The 14,801-nt window shown below is 67.9% G+C and carries 10 protein-coding genes and 1 pseudogene; 4 read left to right on the top strand and 7 right to left on the bottom strand.

Going from position 1 to position 14,801, the window contains the following annotated elements:
- Positions 1-179 precede the first annotated feature (179 nt).
- Complete coding sequence (locus ACZ4WS_RS47280; RefSeq protein ID WP_467990329.1) at positions 180-827, top strand: class I SAM-dependent methyltransferase; 648 nt, start codon at positions 180-182, stop codon at positions 825-827.
- Here ACZ4WS_RS47280 and ACZ4WS_RS47275 read toward each other — a convergent pair.
- Positions 824-1,198: a hypothetical protein gene (locus ACZ4WS_RS47275; protein WP_467990327.1), complete on the bottom strand. Its 375-nt coding sequence runs from the start codon at positions 1,196-1,198 to the stop codon at positions 824-826. The two genes, ACZ4WS_RS47280 and ACZ4WS_RS47275, sit on opposite strands and share 4 nt — an antisense overlap.
- Positions 1,199-1,370: 172 nt before the next feature.
- Between ACZ4WS_RS47275 and ACZ4WS_RS47270 the strand changes: the two genes are divergently transcribed.
- Together ACZ4WS_RS47270 and ACZ4WS_RS47265 are read left to right on the top strand one after the other, a co-directional pair.
- The gene (locus ACZ4WS_RS47270; RefSeq protein ID WP_467990325.1) at positions 1,371-2,675 is read left to right on the top strand and encodes an MFS transporter; all 1,305 of its coding nucleotides are present in this window, start codon (positions 1,371-1,373) and stop codon (positions 2,673-2,675) included.
- Positions 2,676-3,170: 495 nt separating this feature from the next.
- A pseudogene (locus tag ACZ4WS_RS47265) lies at positions 3,171-3,458 on the top strand (Tn3 family transposase); the annotation flags it as partial.
- A gap of 26 nt (positions 3,459-3,484) precedes the next feature.
- Here the strand turns inward: ACZ4WS_RS47265 and ACZ4WS_RS47260 are convergent.
- Positions 3,485-4,408, bottom strand: a complete 924-nt coding sequence (locus tag ACZ4WS_RS47260) for an alpha/beta fold hydrolase (protein WP_467990324.1) — start codon at positions 4,406-4,408, stop codon at positions 3,485-3,487.
- A 41-nt stretch (positions 4,409-4,449) separates the two neighbouring features.
- Positions 4,450-5,115 carry a DUF4097 family beta strand repeat-containing protein gene (locus ACZ4WS_RS47255; RefSeq protein WP_467990331.1) on the bottom strand — a complete coding sequence of 222 codons (666 nt, stop codon included), beginning with the start codon at positions 5,113-5,115 and terminating at the stop codon, positions 4,450-4,452.
- Between the two features lie 226 nt (positions 5,116-5,341).
- On the opposite strand from ACZ4WS_RS47255, the gene ACZ4WS_RS47250 reads away from it, so the two are divergent.
- Positions 5,342-6,097, top strand: coding sequence for a GbsR/MarR family transcriptional regulator (locus tag ACZ4WS_RS47250; protein WP_467990322.1), 756 nt, complete (start codon positions 5,342-5,344; stop codon positions 6,095-6,097).
- A 495-nt stretch (positions 6,098-6,592) separates the two neighbouring features.
- Here the strand turns inward: ACZ4WS_RS47250 and ACZ4WS_RS47245 are convergent, their stop codons facing one another.
- The 4 genes from ACZ4WS_RS47245 to ACZ4WS_RS47230 all read right to left on the bottom strand — a co-directional run bounded on the left by ACZ4WS_RS47245 (position 6,593) and on the right by ACZ4WS_RS47230 (position 14,357).
- Positions 6,593-9,502 carry an ATP-binding protein gene (locus tag ACZ4WS_RS47245; protein ID WP_467990319.1) on the bottom strand — a complete coding sequence of 970 codons (2,910 nt, stop codon included), beginning with the start codon at positions 9,500-9,502 and terminating at the stop codon, positions 6,593-6,595.
- Positions 9,503-9,751: 249 nt separating this feature from the next.
- On the bottom strand, positions 9,752-10,702 hold the full coding sequence (locus ACZ4WS_RS47240) for a (-)-alpha-amorphene synthase (RefSeq protein ID WP_467990317.1): 951 nt from the start codon (positions 10,700-10,702) through the stop codon (positions 9,752-9,754).
- Between the two features lie 39 nt (positions 10,703-10,741).
- Positions 10,742-12,217, bottom strand: a complete 1,476-nt coding sequence (locus tag ACZ4WS_RS47235) for a cytochrome P450 (RefSeq protein ID WP_467990315.1) — start codon at positions 12,215-12,217, stop codon at positions 10,742-10,744.
- Between the two features lie 541 nt (positions 12,218-12,758).
- On the bottom strand, positions 12,759-14,357 hold the full coding sequence (locus ACZ4WS_RS47230) for a diguanylate cyclase domain-containing protein (RefSeq protein WP_467990314.1): 1,599 nt from the start codon (positions 14,355-14,357) through the stop codon (positions 12,759-12,761).
- Positions 14,358-14,801 lie beyond the last annotated feature (444 nt).

The following is a 14,801-nucleotide window of genomic DNA, read 5'->3' as shown; positions in this document are numbered from 1 at the left end:
CCGGTCACGACACCGCGACACTCCGCGACGCTCACCTCAAGATGCGATTCCTCCCGGGGCTGAAGCCCCGGGGCTCCTCGCAAGAATCCGCTGAACTGGCGATAGCCCGGGCGAACAGGCGGGAGGGGAGATCGTGATTCTCTCGGCTTGCCTCAGCGCCAGGAACTACTGTCGCGAGCATGGTCGAACACGATGCCCTCAGTGCCACCCGCAAGGCCTATGACGCTGCTGCCCCCACCTATGCGCAGCTGTTCCGCGACGGGCTGCGGGACAGGCCATTGGACCGCGCGATCTTGGGTGCCTTCGCCGAGGTCGTAAGTGCGAGTGGGGACGGTCAGGTCGCGGACTTGGGGTGCGGGCCTGGCCATATCACCGCTCATCTGGACGAGTTGGGGCTGGTGGCGTTTGGTGTTGATGCCTCTCCTGCGATGATCGAGTTGGCTCGACAGGCTCATCCGGGCCTGCGGTTCGACGTGGGCTCGATGGCCGCGTTGAACATCGCTGACGGCGTGCTGGGCGGCGTACTCTCACGTTGGTCCATCATCCACACTCCGCCGCAAGAACTCCCCGTCATCTTGGCGGAGTTCCATCGTGTGCTGGCACCTGGCGGCCACCTTCTGGTCGGCTTTTCGGCCAGCGATGATCCGTCTCACCCGACGCAGGTCTTCGATCACACAGTCGCGCCGGCCTATCGGTGGTGGCCTGATCACCTCGCCGCGATGCTGCGCAAGTCCGGGTTGGTCGAGGTAGCCCGGATGGTTCGTGAGCCTCAGCCCACCGACCGACGGCAGTTCCAGGAGATTCAACTGCTCGCCCGCAAAGCCTAGGCACGGTCTGTCTGACCGAACACATAACCGCATCCAACCTGCCGGACGTCCACCAGTTCCTCGATGCTCAGCTGGCCTAGGGCGAGCCCGAACGCCCGGATCGTTGCGGGGGCGTCCTCGGGGAAGATTCCCAAAGTCCGCAGCCGCAGATAGAAGTCGACCTTCTTCTGCCCGCCGCGGGCATGCACCCGGCGCTGGGCGTCGACGAGTTCCACGCAGTCCCCAACGGTGATGTCACGGATCAGTCCGCCCTTGCAGGCCGGCAGGGTTGCGACCCGTGTCGCGGCGATCTGGGCGTCCTTGCACGAGCTCGCCGGCCCGGAGTCAGCCAGTCGGTGCAGGCGCGCGAACCCGTCGGGGTCCCCGTTCATGGGCGACCAGGTGGCTGTGTAGGTGAAGGCGGAGAGCGGGTGTCGGTCGGTTCTGGCATCGGTTCTCGATCGAGACGCCGGGAGATGTCGGCTAGAACCGAGAGCACGCCGTCGGCGTGTTGGTGATCAGCGGCACAGTCCGGGCCGTGGATCTGAGAGCGGAGTTGGAGCTGTGACGGAAGTAGCGAAGGATTTACAGGATGCCGCGCCGGAGCTCGACGGTCCGGGCCTATGGCGTCAGCGGGATTTCATGCTGCTGTGGAGCGGCCAGACGGTCAGCGAGATGGGCTCGGCGGTCACCCAGATCGCGCTGCCGCTGCTCGCGGTCGTCGCGCTCAAGGCGAGCACGCTCGAGGTCGGGCTCCTGACCGCCGCCACCACGGCGGCGTTCGCGCTGATCGCGCTGCCCGCGGGTGCGCTGGTGGACCGCGGCGCTAAGCGTTCCATCATGATCGTCTGCAATGTTCTCCGCCTGGTGATCATAGGCTCGGTCCCGGTGGCGGCGGCGTTCGGCGTCCTGACGATGGCTCAGCTGTACGTGGTCGCGGCGGCCGCGGGTGTGTGCACGGTGTTCTTCGACGTCTCGTACCAGAGTTATGTGCCATCGCTGATCCGCACCGAGGACCTGATGGCCGCCAACGGCAAGCTCGGGACGACCCAGGCGTTCGCGCAGCTTGGAGGCCCGAGCCTGGGCGGTGGACTGGTCGGGGTGTTCGGCGCGGCGGGGGCGATGACGGCCGACGCGGTCTCCTACGCGATCTCGGTGCTGTCGATCCTCGGGATCAGGAAGCGGGAGGAGCCGCCGCCGGCGCGGACGGCGGACGAGCCGCTGCGGCGCCGGATCGCCGAGGGACTGAGGTTCGTCGTCGGGCACCGGATCCTGCGGAGGGTCGTGGCGTGCACGGGCACCGCGAACCTGTTCTCCGGGATGAGCTCGGCGCTGGCGATGGTCTTCCTCGTCCGGGTGCTGCACGTGCGCCCCGCGCTGACCGGGCTGATCGTGGCGGGCGCGGCCATCGGCGGGATGGCCGGGGGCGCGTTCGCCGGCCGGCTCGCCAAGAAGATCGGCTCGGCGCGGATCATCTGGGTGTCGATGCTGGTCCTCAGCGCGCCGCAGGTCATCGCGGCGGCCGCTTGGCGAGGCTGGGGAGTGCTGCTGTTCCCGCTGGGCTGGGGCATCGCGTACTTCGCCGGGATGGTGTACAACGTCGCGCAGCTCAGCTACCGGCAGTCGGTGACACCGCCGGAGCTGATGGGCCGGATGAACGCGGCCGTCCGCTGGATCGTGTGGGGCACGCTGCCGCTCGGCGGCATCCTCGGCGGAGTACTCGGCACCCTGATCGGCATACGGCCCACACTCTGGCTGGCGTTCATCGGCTCCTGGGCGGCCGGCTGGTTCGTGTTCTTCTCCCCGCTCCGCCACATGCGCGATGTTCCCCAACCCGCGCCCGCGCCCGCCCCCGTTGTTACGAGTTGATGGTGAGCGCGGGGTCGTCGCTGAGGCCTACGCATACGGCATGGGCAAGGAGCCGTGTCGCCCTGGGCGCCGGCTCCTTGCGCGGCTCGGGCCAAGCGGACTCCAGGGCCTTCTTCACCGCCAGGATGCCGACGCTGTACTTCCGCTGGAGAGCGCGGTTCGACAGGCCGGCGCGCGTCGCGGCTGAGCGCCGCGTACAGATCGACCTTGGTCTTCGGCAGCACCCGGCTCTCCTCGTCGTGCAGAGCACAACCATGGTCCCGAAGCAAACACCCGACCGCTCTCAAAACTCGGCGACATCACTCGCCTGGAGCATCGGGTGCTCTCGCCGCCAAGCGAGAGGTGCTCTCACGACTCACGTATAAAGCCAACCAGGCAGGACCCGACGGCGTGACACGCCCGGATGCTCCCGGACACCAAGATTTCTGCCCACTACTTTCAGCAACTCGACTGCGGTCCTACCTGCCGGGCCGTCAGCTGGGCTAGTTCGGATAAGACCAGATCGGCGCGCTCGGCCTGGTCCTCAACGCCGTCGTGCTCTGGACCACCCGCTACATCGACGCCGCCGTCGCTCAGCTCCGCGCCGAGGGCCACGAGCTCCGTAACGAGGATGTCACCCGGCTCTCCCCGCTCAAGCACCGCAACCTCAACGTGCTCGGCCGCTACAGCTTCACCCCGTCCGTCCCGCGCGAAGGACTGCGGCCCCTGCGCGACCCGGACGCGGTCGAGCTGGACGATGATGACGATGGTGGCGATGGTGGCGATGGTGGCGAGGACATGTAGTTGTCGTCAGTCAGCTGGTCGTGTCTTCAGCGCCCCCCGCGGTCGAGGGCGGCGACCTCGCGTACGGCCTCGGCGATGGCCGGGAAGTCCTTCTTGAGGATCGCACCGTGGTTGCTGGCGACCTTCGCGCCGATCTGGATGTTCGGGTTGTGGGCGGTCACCGCATCGAGGCTGGTGCGTATCCGTTCCTGCTCATCACCGCGGCTTCCGAGGGACGTCCCCGAAGCGACCACATACCGCACCGGGACGGTGATGTTGTCCAGCACAGGACCCAGCTCGCGCTCGCGGGAGAGCCTGCCGAGCTCGATGTTGCTGTTCGCCTGCTGTTCGGCGGTCATCCGCGGGGCCAGGCCCGTCGGGCGCAGCAGCGGCAGGAACCAGCTCATCCGCCTGAACAGCTTCCGGATCCGCTGCTCCATGGCCTCGTCGAGCCAGTCGTAGGGGAACGCGCCGTCGACCAGGACCGCGCCCAGGGCACGCTCCGGATTCCGGCCGGCCCAGTGCGCCCCGACGAACGCCCCGTAGGACCAGCCCACCACCAGCGCCCGGTCCACACCCCGGGCCGCGAGAACGGCATCGACATCCCGGACGGCTGCCTCGAAGGAATAGTCCGCCGAACGCTTCGATTTACCGCGGGCCCGCTCGTCGTAGGTGATGTGCCGCCACCCCGTCCCCAGTTCGGCGACGACCCGCCGCCAGTACCCCTGGGTGGCGAACTGGCCATTGAGGTAGACCACAGGGATACCGGGACCGCCGGTGTCGGTGACGGCCAGGGCCGTGTCGTCGACCGGCACCATGCCGGTCCACTTCGAACTCGTCGAGGAAGTGCTGTTCTTCGTCATGTGTTCCCCCTGGTCGCGTGAGAGCGTCTTGTACGACTTCTCCAGGCCCTGCACGTGGATCGCAGGCCGCTTGGGACGGACGGCCGCGCCCTCGGCGACGACCGACAAGATCTCGATGGGCCCGGCCGGACAGTCCTGGTTCTGCTCCGTTAGAGGCTGCGGGCGGTGATGTCGCCGCGAGAGGTGGTGGCACGGATGTCGAGTTCGGCGGCGCCATCGTTCTTGAGGGCGTTGCTGACGCGGCCGTAGCCGGTGCCGGCGTCCAGGGCGGCCGAGACGCCGGCGGCGGCGCTGACCGAAATGTCGCCGGACTGGGTGCGCAGCACGACCGTGCCGCGCACCGCCTCGGCGATCCGGATGTCGCCCCTTGCGGTGGTGATCTCCGCGGGGCCGCCCAGCCGGCCGACCTCGATGTCGCCGTCGACCGCAGTGAGGCGGACGCTCGCAGCCTCGTCGATCTTGATCTGGCGGTACGCGCCCTCGAAGGCGACGTCGCCGAGGCGCCCGACGCCGCGGAGCTCGGCGCTGGCGGCCTTGGCCTCGATGCTCGAGCCGGCGGGCAGTTGGACGGTCACCTCGATGGATCCGGACGCGCCGAGGATCTGGTTCTTCTCCGCCGGGGCCTTGATCCGCAGGACGCCGTCGCCGAATTCGACCTTGGTCTGCTCGGCCGCCTTCACGTCGCGGCCCTTGGAGGCGTTGGCGGGCAGGACCTCGACGGTGGTGTCGGCCCGGTCGGCGGCGATGACCTGGATGCGCCCGGCGGGGATGTCCAGGACGGCGGAGATCGCGGCGGGGGTGTCGAACTTCTGCATCATGCTCTCCTCATGCGCTCTTCGTTTCTGACACCGGAAACGCTACGTTGCATTCGAGGAACGCGCAACGAATTCGTTGCGTACAATCTGCATTAGTGCAGGCGAACAGCCCTGTTTTCGTTGCAACGGGCGTAAATCTAACGCAATGACAGGTGCCCAGGTCGTTGCATTGGACTGTGGGCGAACGCTACGCTGGCAGCGTCAGGAAGCACGAAGGGAGATCGCGGTGCCGGGAGGCAGACTCACCCAGCAGGAACGCCAGCAGATCGCGCTGGGGCTGGCCGACGGCCTCGCCTACGCGGAGATTGCCCGACGTCTCGAGCGCCCCACCTCGACGATCACGCGTGAGGTGATGCGCAACGGCGGCCCCACCGCCTACCGCGCCGACTTGGCCCACCGCGCCACCGAACGCCGCGCCCATCGGCGCAAGCACACCCCGCCCCGAGGGCAGGGGGCGCCGGCGCAGGGCCACGGGCGCGACGACGAGGCCGTGCGCGAGTACGAGGAGGCGTTCACCACCCTCCTGATGCAACAGGGCCTGCCCAAGATGACGGCTCGGGTGCTGACCTGCCTCTTCATCGCCGACGCGGGCAGCCTCACCGCGTCCGAACTCGTCCAGCACCTCCAGGTCAGCCCGGCGTCCGTCTCCAAGGCGATCGCGTTCCTCGAAGATCAAGGCCTCATCCGCCGGGAACGCGACGAACGCCGCCGCGAGCGCTACGTCGTCGACGACGACGTCTGGTACCAGTCGACGATCGCCAGCGCCCGCGGCATCGCCCAGGTCGCCGAGACCGCACGGCAGGGCGTCGGCATCCTCGGCCGCGACACCCCGGCCGCCGCCCGCCTGGAGAACATCGCCCGCTTCAGCGACTTCATCAGCGAGAGCATCCTCCGCGCCGCGGAGCAGGTCCGCGAGGTCCTCTACACGAAACCCGAAGCGAACTCAGGCGGCACTGCCACGCCAGGTTCGGATCGCGGATAGACAGGCCCGCGCCGAGCAGGAGCCAGCAGGTCATGGGCGCAGCCTTGCGAATGGGGCCCGCCGCGGTACCCGCGGCCTACTTTGCGGCTGTTGTCTGGGCTAGGGCTCCGAGGCCATTCCGACCGGCAGGTGGACGACGGTGGGCACGGCCCCAGCCTGCAGATAACAGGGCCACCTGGCGCAGCGGCTCGGCGACGTCGCCGCAGGCCGTGAGCAGCGGCGCCACAGATATTAGGGCGTTATCCATGGGAAGACTTCACGGCCGTCCGGCCGCCGATGCTCCGGCAGTTGCCCACCAGGACCGATGGATGCTCAGCGCCGGTTTTCGTTCCGATGTTCCTACCGACGCCAATTGCATCGGATGCGACGGCGCGAGCCGTAGTAGCGGTGGTTTTTTGACGGCGGGTTTGTGCGGTAGTCCGCCGTGAGGTAAAGGCGTCCCGACCCTACTCAGATCCTGTGTTGTCGCCCGGCCTTGGGTGGCGTTGTCGTGCGTTACGGCAAGGGGTGCGGAAAGGTCTTCAGGGCCCTGGCTAGGCCTGTGGCATCGGTGCCGATCTTGCGGTATGCGGAGGAGAGCAGCCGTTTCATGCCTTGTTCGGTGATGCGCAGGTTCTTCGCGGCCACCGTGACCGGGTGGCCCTGGGCCACCATTTCGGCAGCTTTTCGTTCCTGAGCGGTGAGCGTATCTGTCTGCGCGTAGCGCAGTGGCAGTGGCCGCAGGCCGGCTGCGGTGAGTTCTTCCCTGGCCCGGGTGGCCAGCGCCTCGGCACCGCTGTGGACGGCGCCTTCCAAGCCGCGGTAGAGCTGGTCGGCGGCCTCCTGGAGCCGGCCGTTGCGGCACAGTGCGGCACCGTGGCTGACCAGCGCACGGGCCAGCTCGTACGCGGCGGGTGAACACTCCAGGTATTCGACGGCCGCCGCGTGCAGGTCAAGCCCCTCGGGTCCGCCGGTCACCTCGGCCTCGGTGTGGAGCGCCTGGCCGACGGCGGATGCCGCGCCGAAGTCTCGTGCCCGTTTGACGGCGTCCCGGGCGAGGGAGACTGCTCGTTCGGGGTCGGTGGGGGCGAGCGCGGTGGCCAGGTTCTGCTGCCAGGGGCACCAGGCGGGGTTGCGCCAGGCGCGTGACTCCAGCCGGTCTCCGACCCGGGACAGCAGGCTCGCCGCCTCCTGGTGTCGTCCCTCCGCCAGGAGAAGTTCGGCGTACACCGTACGGGGGTCCGGGTAGACGACGGCGTTCGGGACCATCTCGCCGTAGTGGTAGGTGTCGGCGAGGCGGCGTGCATCGTGTGTCCGTCCACGGGCCAGCAGGGTCTGGATGAGGATGCCGATGGCGAACCACTGGGCGGGTACCGCCCCTTCCACCTTGTCGGCGATGTGCAGGCCTTCCCGGGCCAGTTCCTCCGCGTCGGTCAGGCAGCCACGGCGGTAGCGGATGTAGCCGAAGAGAGTGTGGCCCAGAGCGAGGTGGGAGCCGCGCCAGCCTCTCTGCTCGCACTCGGCGATCCCCTTGATGAACAGTTCTTCGGCCAGCCGTGGCTGGTCGCAGTACATGTACACCATGGCGACCGAGACCGGCACCTCGAAGCCCCGGTTTTCGTCGCTCCAGCTGAGTCCGCTGTCAAGAGCCCGGTCGGCTGTCTCGAGGACGGTCTTGCTCGGTTCGCCACGCACCATGGCGTCCCAGCTCCTCAGCCCCAGGATGTAGCGCTCCTCCAGACTGCGTCCGGTCAGGCGCTCGGCGAGGCGCGCCAGGGTGCGTGAGCGGGCGGGCGAGTCGGGCTCGTCGGTGCGGCAGGCGCTCCATACGAATTGATCGGCCTGCATCCGTAGGCGGATGCGCGGGCTGGTCGCCTGCTGTGCCTCGTTCGCGGCCACGGATGCGGCCTCTGCCATGCGGTCGGTGTGGGCCAGGGCCTGGGTCAGGCGGTAGACGATGGAGGCGCGCAGGTCGGGGTCGACTCCGGGCTCCGCCAGCGCCTTACGCAGATAGCCGACCGTGGCCGCAGGCTCGATCAGAAAGGTCGAGCACCCGAGTTCATAGAGGAGCGCGGCCCGCTCCCGCGGAAGGGGTGGCTCCCGCAGTGCGCGGGTCAGGACGCGCCGGGCGGCTTCCGGCGCCCCGGCCCGAAGGTACTCACGGGCGGCCTGCCGGAGGCATTCGACCGCCTCGTGGTTGTTTTCGCAGGGGACTTCCAGCAGATGGCGGGCGGCGATGGTGGGCTGGAGCCCGGTCGCACGGATGGCCTCCGCGGCCGCGTTGTGCATACCGACCCGCAGGCTTGAGGGGATGGACCGGTAGACCGCGGTGGCGATGAGCGGGTGCACGAACTGCAGGCCGCCTTGGGGCCCGTAGCCGTCGGCCAGGAACCGGGCGGCGCGCAGCCTCTCGATCGCCTCGGCGGCCTCCTCGGTGCCGATCACCGCGATGGTGGCGGCGAGTTCGGGGGAGATGGACGTGCCCAGTACGGCGGCGGCCCAGGCGAAGCGAACGGTGGCCGGCCCAAGCCGATGCAGGCGCTCGATCAGCCCGGCGCCCTTGACAGCCGAGGCAAGGCCCCGCATCACGGGCAAGTCGTCCTGCTCGCCCTTCACGTGCCGCTCGCCGAGCCTGATAGCGAGTTCGACGGCCTCGAAAGGGCTGCCGCCGGTGACCGTCCAGCATTCGTCACAGAACTCGTCCTCGGCGCCCTCACCCAGCTCGTCCCGTACGATCCGCGTCACGCCGGCAGCGGTGAGTGGCGCCAGAAGGTAGGGACGGCTCCCGTGGCGTTCGGGGAGCGTATGGAACGCGGCGGCCTCGGAAGACAGTTCGTCGGGACGGTAGGCGACAACGATCAGCAGCGGAAGGTCTTCGGCCCGTGGAGCGAAGGAGGCAAGCCAACTCAGGGACTCGACGTCGGCCCAGTGCATGTCGTCCAGCAGCAGGACGACGGGCGCTTCCGTCACCGCCAGGCGGGTCATGACCCAATCAAGGCCGTCACGCACCCCGACCGGGTCCGGCACACGGCCGGTGTCCTCTGCCTCGAGACCGAGAGCGGTGGCGACGACGTCGTACCAACTGCCCAGCAGGTCCCGGCGTTCGCTCTCACCCATCGTCGCCAGAATCGGCTGCACGAGTTGGCGAACCACCCGGAAAGCCAGTTCCTGCTCTTTCTCGCCACCCTTTCCGGAAAGCACCGTGCATCCCAGCGCCATCGCGCGGGCACGCGCTTCCGCCATGAGCGTGGTCTTCCCGAGTCCGGCCGAACCGGCAAGGGCAAGCAGTCCACCACGCCGTGCTCGCACCACACCGTCGACGGGATCACAGAGGTCCGACAACGCGGAGTCGAGCGCGCGAAGTTCTCGGTCGCGCTCCAGCAACGTCCGGTGCTTCCCGATCGATTGCCGCAGCCCATCCACCATGTTCCCTGCTGCTTTCCCGTCATCACACCCCGGTAGACAGCGCTGAGAATACGCTCCCATGGACGCTCAGTAGCTGTACTGGGAAAATACGAATAGAAAGGGTGAAGCGCCCGCCGAGGCGGTTTTGAGCTCCGTCCTCCGGGTACACGAATGCCCCTTTGGGGGCCTGGCAGTTCCGGGCCATCAGTTGCTGGAGCGCCCACGCCTCGTATGCCCACCCTGCGGACCGACGCCCCAGACGCTCACCGACTAGACGGCGACCGCTGCTGTGTCCGCGTAGCGCGGCACGGTGCGGGACCAGTAGTAGCAGCCGCGGATCCAGCCGACCATGCCTTCCACATAGCCGACGCCGGCGGGGCTCAACTCCGGCTTGAATTCGCCGTAGAGCTTCTCGAACTCACTGATCGTGCTATTGATCTGCCGGATGGCCAGCGTGACGGCCTCCGGCAGGGAGCAGCGGAACTCGTGCTGGTGGGCGAGGGCCAGATTGATCATTCCGCCCGTCCGTTGCTCCTTCACCGCGGAGAAGAGGTCGGGTATCCACACCGCCGCATCGGCCGACAGCCGCCCCAGGCGCCGCATGACAGGGTGATGGAGCTCGTCGGGGGCGATCTCACAGTGCTGCGCGGCCTCACACAGCGGATAGAAGGGTTGAACACCGGCGGTAAGAGAACGGATCGAACTGGACGGCCCGATCCGTGCGTGGGCGGAGTCGGTCTGGGCCACCGCTTCGTACAACAGGCCGTGCACGTACTCACGGCTGTTCCACGCCCATCGCGCGGCTTGTGCGGGTGTACACCGTTCCTGAACCTGCCTGTAGAGATCAGCCAGGGCCGCACCGAGCGCAGTACTGGGCGACTGGTCGTCCCGCAAAATCCCGATGCTCTCGCACAGCATGGGCAGCAGTCGGCTCGGCCGCCACCGACCGAGCTCTTCGGCTCGGTCGTCGAAGACGAACTGGTAGGCAATCTGGTTGGCCACGATCTGCAGGGTGTCGGCGTTCATGGTGGGGCTGTTGTAGGCGGCGAGCGCGGCGGGGCGCGTGTAGGCAATCATCGCCACCACCGCTGGATCGTCGGCCAGCCCCACCCTGAACAGCCACTCATCGACCCCTGCCGCGGCTGCGGATTCATGGGGGCTGCTCAGAAACGGAAAGGGCATGTAGAGGTTGGCCTCGATCAGTTCCTTCAGACTGCCCACAGGAGAAACTCCAGCCTCTGCGATGTTGCCGCGATGCCCTCACGCGTCGCAGACACCTTCGTCACCTGCCGTTCGGGAGTCCTGTCGGGCCTGGCGGGCGTCCTGCACCGGTGGTGCGACAGAGCTTTCACGGGACGGTTCCCCCACCAGCGTGCGCGGGCGCGGTTCGCAGATCATCACCAGTGACCTGTGCCCCAGGGTCACTGCGGGGACCGGTTGCTGGGCGCACCCGGGCAGCGAGCGCAGGCGCCAGTGACTGGCGATGGCGGCGATGGCGAGCGTGGCCTCCGCCATGGCGAACGTGTCGCCCATGCACTTGCGGTTGCCTGCGGCGAAAGGCAGCATCGCGCCGCTCGGTACGGTCGCCTCCCGCCCCGGCAACCAACGCTCGGGGACGAAGCGGTCAGGGTCTGGGAACGACGCCGGATCGTGGTGGAGGAGGTACGGGCTGTACAAGACGGTGGTGCCCCGGGGCAGACGGCGCCCGGCAAGGTTCGTGTCCGTAGTGGTGATGCGGGTGAAGAGCCAGCCAGGTGGATACATGCGCAGCGTCTCGTCGACGACGCATCGGGTGTAGACGAGACGCGGTAAGTCGTCGGGGCGGGGGCGCCGACGACCGGCAAGAACCGCGTCGACTTCGCGGTGCACGCGGCGCTCCACCTCCGGATGGGCGGCGAGCAGCCTGAACGCGGAGGCCAGACAAAGCGCCGGGGCCTCGACTCCGGTGAGCAGCAACGTGATGAGCTGGTCGTGAACTTCCTGTTCGGTGAGTGCTGTCGCTCCTCCCTTGCCGCCCCCCGTCCCCAGAAGCGTCCCCAGCAGATCGCTGCGGGGAGCGCCCGGTCGACGTTCTTCGATGGCCGAGTCGATGATCGCGTGAAGTCGGTTCAGCGCACGTCGATAGCGGCGGTTCGCAGGTGTGGGGATCCGGAACAGCGCGTCGATCGGCGCGACCATACGGACGAACAGACCGCGGACGATGACGGCGAGGCAGTCCCGCACCTCGGCGGCCGTCGCGGCATCGAGTGAGTCGGACAGCAGCACGCGACTGGTCACCCGCGTCGTCAGTGCCATCAGCGCCCCGCTGACGTCGAACTCCCCGGCCTGCCACTGGCGGCACTCCAGTTCGGCCTCCTCTCCCATCGTCTCCGCGTAATCGGCGATACGGGAAGGACGGAAGCTCGGCTGAACCAACCTGCGCTGCCGTCGATGCGCCTCCTGACCACACGTGACAAGGCCATCACCCATCAGCAGCCGGAGTTTGTCGTACAGCGGGCCTCCCTTGTCGTAGGTGCGCGGGTCCATGAGTATCTGGTGGACCAGCTCCGGGTGGCAGGCCATCCAGGCACGTTGGGGACCCAGGCGTACCTCCACCAGATCGCCGTGGGCAGGCAAAGAAGCCAGAAATGCCAACGGCCGGCGGAACAGGGTGATTGCGTGGCCGAGAAATGGGAATATGCCGGGTGCAGTACCTGTAGTCCATACCCGCTCCGACTGAGGCACGACATCGCTCATCGATAACCACCTCGCTCATCTGGCGCACACGAATCGGTGAATGGTCCACCGACTTGGGACTCGAATCATGTCCTGCCCAATGAGACCGCCAGCGGCTCCCCGAATCCTCTGCCTGCGGGGGCGCACAGGTGCATGAAGAAGCATGGAGCGGACCGCTGTTGAGGCACGACGCACCGCTTGCGACGCGCTGCAGACGTTGGTGACGGACGACTCAGGGCGCGGTTACCGCAGGAGGGTCTGCACCAAGTGCTGCTTCGCCAGGCGGATTTGGCCAACAGGAAGGCATCCTGGTGCCGACCGAGGACTCGCTGCACCTCGACGGCGAAGTGCCTTCCGGCACGCAGATCAAGATCGGTGAGTAACACCCTTCACGCACCCGCCCCGGAGATCAACGCGGCGGACGTCGAGTAGCCGGGTCCGGAAGGCTTCCACGCGCCGGACACTTGCGGCCGCGAACGCATTCGTACGTGACGGCACTTGGGCGTGGGTTCGCAGCGGCATCCCGTCTGGGGATCAGAGTGGATGCACGTGCGTCGCGTCGTCAGTGGTTCAGCGTGCCGCTGCAGACGTCCGGTGACTGCGGGTGGTGCATACGGATGCGGCCCTTACCTGCGGTTTTGGCCTCGTACATGGCCTGGTCCGCCTGATCCAGAAGGTCGTCGGGTGTGATGCCTGGCATGGCGACCGCGATGCCGATGGAAGCCGAGACCACCGCGTCAGTGCTGCCGATGCGGTACGGCTTGGTCAGGGCGGACAAGATCCGTTCAGCTACTTCCCTGGCTGGCGGAGGGCATGCCCCTGCCTCTCCTTCCAGGAGTGCGGTGAACTCGTCGCCGCCGAGGCGGGCGACGGTGTCGCCAGCCCGCACGGATGCCTGGAGCCGACGGGCGGCCTGGATGAGCAGGGCATCGCCCATGGCGTGTCCGGCCGAATCGTTGACGGCCTTGAAGCCGTCCAGGTCCAGGAACAGCACTGCAGGCGGAGTCGTGCCGACGGTCCGCTTCCGTAGTGCGTGGGCGACTCGGTCGAGGAACAACGCGCGGTTGGGCAGGCCGGTCAACGCGTCGTGGAAGGCACGGCGTTCGAGCTGTGCCTGCAGTGCGACCCGCTCGGTCACATCGCGGCTGCTGAAGACCAGTCCCTCGGGGTGGTGGCTGATCGTTGACTCGACATGGCGCCATCCCCCGTCAGCGGCCCGGACCCGGCAGAACACATGGGGGCCCGGGCCGCGGTCGCCTGGCTCGGCTTCCTGCCGCAGCCTCTCAACGGCTTGCATCAGCGGCGTCATGTCGTCCGGGTGGGTGTACAGGGGCAAGCGAGCGCCTACGAGATCCTCCGGCCGGTAGCCGAAGACGTGGCGGGCGGCCGGACTGACGTAGAGCACACGCCCGTCCAGACTGAGGATGGTGATCACGTCGAACGAGCCGTCGACCAGGGTGCGGTAACGGGCCTCACGGGCGACGACCTCTCGCGTGATACGCAGGTGGTCGGCGTGAACGATGCCTTGCCGGGCGCCGAACCCGAGAAGCACCGTAGCCGCCAGGGCCATCATCACCGCATCGGTGCGGCCACCGGCCAACACGTGAGCCCCCATGGCTAGCACGCAGACGACCACAGGCACAAAGCCAGCCACCACCCCGACCACAGGCAGCACCCGCTCACCGACCCCCACGACGCTGACACCCCCCGGCAGCCACGGCACGGCAGCGACCAGGAGCAACCCGGTCATCGAACAGGTCGCCGCCAGAGGAAGCCCGTACCAGGTGCCCGGCACCGGCAAGAGGATGCGCAGCATGTCGCTGACGGCCAGGACAACAAGGGCCACGGCCGCCACAGCGGTCGCTGTGCGCTTCCCGGGTTCAAGGCAGAAGCGAAGGGCGACCACGAGACCCAAGAGAAGGATGTCCGTCACCACGCGCGCGAGACCCAGCACCGATGCCGACACGTCACCGCCCTGATCGGCGCGATGCAGCAGAAGCACCCAGCACAGAGTGAGCAGCGACCCTGCGATCATCCATCCGTCCAGGACCCGCCGTAACCACGTCAGGTTCGTGCCACTGTCCGCTGCTGCCATCACCAGTCCGGCGACCCCCAGCCCCAGACACACGGCGATCCCGGCGACCCCCAGGCCCTGAACCATGGAACGGAGGACACCAGCAGAGTGCCCTGTCGCCGAAGAGCGCTGACTTACGACGAAGTGGTGAAGGCCTCCTGCTACGACCGAAACAGCGAACAGCCTCAGGCGACGACGCACCCTTTCGGCGGCTGTCCGGGCACGCGCAAGGAGGGAAAGGGCAGCTACTCCGTACGCAGCCGGCACTCCTACGCCGGCCGGGAGCACGGACGCTGTCAGACCCCCGCCGACGGCGGCGGCAACCGCAAGGCCCACGCACAAGGCCTTGCCCACGCCCGCCACATAAAGCCGGCCGATGCGGGCGGCGTGAAGCAAACCGTCTCGACCGACCAACGCCAGCATCACGCCCCCCGTTTCGGTTATCGAGCCCAGAAAGGCAGACGCACGCTTCCGGAACTACTCGAGTGCGATAAGAGGCTAGGAGCATCTAGCGCCCAAGCCCCCGCGGCG

This window comes from Streptomyces sp. NPDC029292, from assembly GCF_055569295.1.
This window is presented reverse-complemented; position numbering and strand designations above follow the sequence as displayed.

Excerpts from the sequence above, each read along its gene's own strand:
- ACZ4WS_RS47280 (WP_467990329.1), top strand. The coding sequence starts at position 180 with ATGGTCGAACACGATGCCCTCAGTGCCACCCGCAAGGCCTATGACGCT.
- ACZ4WS_RS47245 (WP_467990319.1), bottom strand. The coding sequence starts at position 9,502 with ATGGTGGATGGGCTGCGGCAATCGATCGGGAAGCACCGGACGTTGCTG.
- ACZ4WS_RS47255 (WP_467990331.1), bottom strand. The coding sequence starts at position 5,115 with ATGCAGAAGTTCGACACCCCCGCCGCGATCTCCGCCGTCCTGGACATC.
- ACZ4WS_RS47230 (WP_467990314.1), bottom strand. The coding sequence starts at position 14,357 with ATGGTTCAGGGCCTGGGGGTCGCCGGGATCGCCGTGTGTCTGGGGCTG.
- ACZ4WS_RS47235 (WP_467990315.1), bottom strand. The coding sequence starts at position 12,217 with ATGAGCGATGTCGTGCCTCAGTCGGAGCGGGTATGGACTACAGGTACT.
- ACZ4WS_RS47275 (WP_467990327.1), bottom strand. The coding sequence starts at position 1,198 with ATGAACGGGGACCCCGACGGGTTCGCGCGCCTGCACCGACTGGCTGAC.